The organism is Kitasatospora sp. NPDC059722, assembly GCF_042733235.1.
In the GTDB taxonomy this organism is placed as follows: Bacteria; Actinomycetota; Actinomycetes; order Streptomycetales; family Streptomycetaceae; genus Kitasatospora.
Map to the genome: position 1 here is coordinate 1 of NZ_JBHWGD010000235.1, position 3,603 is coordinate 3,603.

The following is a 3,603-nucleotide window of genomic DNA, read 5'->3' on the forward strand; positions in this document are numbered from 1 at the left end:
GTCGACTTGCGAGGACGGCGTGCCGACGTGCAGCGTGCGCGGCAGCACGCCGTTCTGCATCGCCAGCACCATCTTGATCACGCCTGCCACGCCGGAGGCCGCCTGGGTGTGGCCCAGGTTCGACTTCAGCGCGCCGATCAGGACGGGCCGTTCACGGTCCTGGCCGTAGGTGGCGAGGAGCGCCTGGGCCTCGATCGGGTCGCCGAGCTTCGTACCGGTGCCGTGCGCCTCGACGGCGTCGACCTCCGCGGGCGTCAGGCCCGCGTTGGCCAGGGCGCGCCGGATGACGCGCTGCTGGGACGGGCCGTTGGGCGCGGTGATGCCGTTCGAGGCGCCGTCCTGGTTGATCGCGGAGCCGCGCAGGACGGCCAGCACGCGGTGGCCCCGGCGCTCGGCGTCCGAGAGCCGCTCCACCACCAGGACGCCGACGCCCTCGGACCACGCGGTCCCCTCGGCGGCGTCGGAGAAGGTGCGGCAGCGCCCGTCCGGGGACAGCGCCCCCATCTCGCCGAACTCGACGAACCCGACCGGGCTCGACATCACCGTCACGCCGCCCGCCAGGGCCAGCGAGCACTCGCCGGACCGCAGGGCCTGGGCGGCCAGGTGCAGGGCGACCAGCGAGGACGAGCACGCGGTGTCCACGCTGACCGAGGGCCCTTCCAGCCCGAGGGTGTAGGAGAGCCGGCCGGACAGCAGGCTCGCGGACTGCGCGGTCTCGACGTGCCCGAGCTGGCCGATGGCCGGCCGGTAGTCGCCGCTGCCGCCGCCGATGAACACACCGGTGTCGCAGCCGCGCAGGCCCGCCGGGTCGATCCCGGCGCGCTCCAGCGCCTCCCACGCGGTCTCCAGCACGAGCCGCTGCTGCGGGTCGACGACCATCGCCTCGCGCGGGGAGACCCCGAAGAAGGCGGCGTCGAACTCGGCCGCGTCGTACAGGAACCCGCCCTGCTGGGTGACGCTGCGCCCGCGCCCGTCGCGGTCGCCGTGGGCGAGCCGGTCGAGGTCCCAGCCGCGGTCCGCCGGGAACGGGCCGATCGCGTCGGCGCCCTCCCGCAGGAGCCGCCACAGGTCCTCGGGCGAACGGACGCCGCCCGGGTAGCGGCAGCCCATGCCGACGATCACGATCGGGTCGTCGGTGTCGGCGGCTACGGCCGAGCGCTCCGGCTCCTGCGCCTCGTCGAAGAGTTCGGCGCGGAGGTGGGCGGCCAGGGCGGCCGGGGTCGGGTAGTCGAACACGAGGGTCGCGGGCAGGCGCAGACCGGTCGCGGTGGTGAGCCGGTTGCGCAGGTCGACGGCGGTCAGCGAGTCGAAGCCGAGGTCCTTGAACGGGTGCCCGGACGGCACGTCGTCGGCGTCGGCGTGACCGAGCACGGCCGCCGACTCGGCCCGGACGATCGCCAGCAGCGCCTCGGTGCGCTCGGCCGCCGACCGCTCGCGCAGACCGGCGCGCAGCGCGTCGGTGCGGCTCGCGGTCTCCTCCTCGGGCTCCGCGGCGACGCGGGCCTCGGGCAGGTCGGCGAAGAGCCGGGTCGGCCGGGTTTCGGCGAAGGCGGGCGCGAAGCGCTCCCACGCCACGTCGGCGACGGTGACGGCGGAGCCGTCGAGGGCGGCGGCGAGGGCCGCCAGGGCGCGGCCGGGGGCGACGGGCGGCAGCCCGTTGGCCCGCAGGTGCGCGGCCAGGGAGTCGGGCGTGCTGCCCGCCCAGGCGCCCCAGGCGACGGCGGTGGCGGCCCGCCCGGCGGCACGGCGGGACTGGGCGACGGCGTCCAGGAGCGCGCTGGCGGCGGCCTCGTCGGCCCGGCCCTTGACGCCCCAGGTGCCGGCGATCGACCCGAACAGCACGTAGGCGTCGAGCTCCCGGTCCGCGAGCGCCTCGTCGAGCGCCGCGAGGTCCGCGAGCAGCCCGGCGAGGTGGTCACCGGGCTCGCCGGAGCGGCCGGTGTAGAGGACGGCGGAGAGGTCCGACAGCTCGGGGAGGGAGTCACCGGGAGTGCCGACGACGAGGGTCAGGTCGGTACCGGACTCGCCGAGCTCGGCCCGCAGTTCAGCCACCGGACCATCACCAGCAGCAGGGAGCTCAACACCCCCGGCCGGCAATTGACCACCAGCGGCATCGGGTTCGCTCCCCCTATCCCCTATCCGATCACCGGCCGCATCGAGCACCGCGGCCGCATCGGGCGACTCGTCGCCACGCGCACCGGCCACCGGCACCGACTCTCCCGTCAGCACCACCACGTGCCGCGCGCCCGCCTGGGCGAGCCAGCGGGCCGTCGGGGCCGCGTGGCCCTCCGGGTCGCCGACCACCAGGACCGTGCCGCGCGGGGTCCACGGCCGTGCCGTGTCGGGCGTCGTCGCGCGCACGAGCCGGCGGGCGAAGGCCCCGGCCGGGCGCAGCGCCAGCTGGTCCTCGCCATCGCCCGCGGCGAGCAGCGCCCGCAGCCGGGCCGCCGTACGGGCGTCGTCGGGCGCCTCCGGCAGGTCGATCAACCCGCCCCAGCCCTCCGGGTGTTCGAGCGCCACCACCCGGCCGATGCCCCAGACCGCCGCCTGCGCAGCGTGTTGCGGGGCCTCGGTATCGCCGACGGCGACGGCGCCGCGGGTGAGGCACCACAGCGGGGCCTCGACGCCGGCCTCACCGAGGGCGGCAAGCAGGGCGTCCGGCCGGGCGAGCCCCGTGGGCACGCCGCCGGAGGCGGCGAGCAGGGACACCACCCCGGCGAGCGGCCCGGCGAGCGGGGCCAGACCCACGGCGTCGACCGTCACCCGCACCACGTCCGCGCCCAGCGCGGCGAGCACCGCGGACGTCCAGGAGTCGTCCTGCCCCTCGGCCACGAGCGCCAGCCACGTCCCCGGCAGGGCGTCCGGCCCGGCAGGAGCCGCGTACGGCTTCCAGACCGCCCGGTAGCGCAGCCGGTCCGCGTCCGTCCGCTCGGTCCGGCGGCGGCGCCACGCGGAGAGGGCGGGGAGCAGCGCGCCGAGCGACGTGTCGTCGTCCAGGCCCAGCGTCGTGCCCAGCGCAGCGGTGTCGGCGCGCTCGACGGCGGACCAGAACGCGGCGTCCGCCGGGTCGCCGGCGGCGACGGGCTCGGGTGCACGCTCGGGCCAGTAGAGCTCGCGCTGGAACGGGTAGGTGGGCAGGTCGACCCGGCGGGCACCGGTGCCGTCGAACAGCCGCGTCCAGTCGACCGGCACGCCCGCGACGTGCAGGCGGGCCAGCGCCGTGACCAGGGAGTGCTCCTCGGGCCGGTCGCGGCGCTGCAGCGCGGCGACGGGGCCGTCCACGGTCCGCTGGACGAGCGCCGACAGCACGCCGTCGGGGCCGAGCTCCAGGAAGGCGGTGGCACCCGCCTCTTCGAGCGCCCGGACGCCGTCGGCGAAGCGGACGGTCTCGCGGACGTGGCGCACCCAGTACTCGGGCGACTCGACGCCGTCGGCGAGCGCGCCCGTCAGGTTGGAGACCAGCGGGATCGAGGGCGCCGTGTAGGCGAGCCCGTCGAGGACGGCCCGGAAGCCGTCCAGCAACCGCTACAACAACCGGGAGTGGTAAGCGTGCGATAAGCGCAGGCGCGTTGTACGCCCGTGAGCGAAATGCGCCACTAACGC

Annotated in this window: 1 protein-coding gene; it reads right to left on the minus strand. The window is 76.7% G+C overall.

The annotated features are described in order from the left end of the window. The coding region (locus ACFV4F_RS42825; protein ID WP_380511351.1) for a beta-ketoacyl synthase N-terminal-like domain-containing protein at positions 1-3,522 on the minus strand (3,522 nt) is incomplete at its 3' end. Positions 3,523-3,603: the final 81 nt, after the last annotated feature.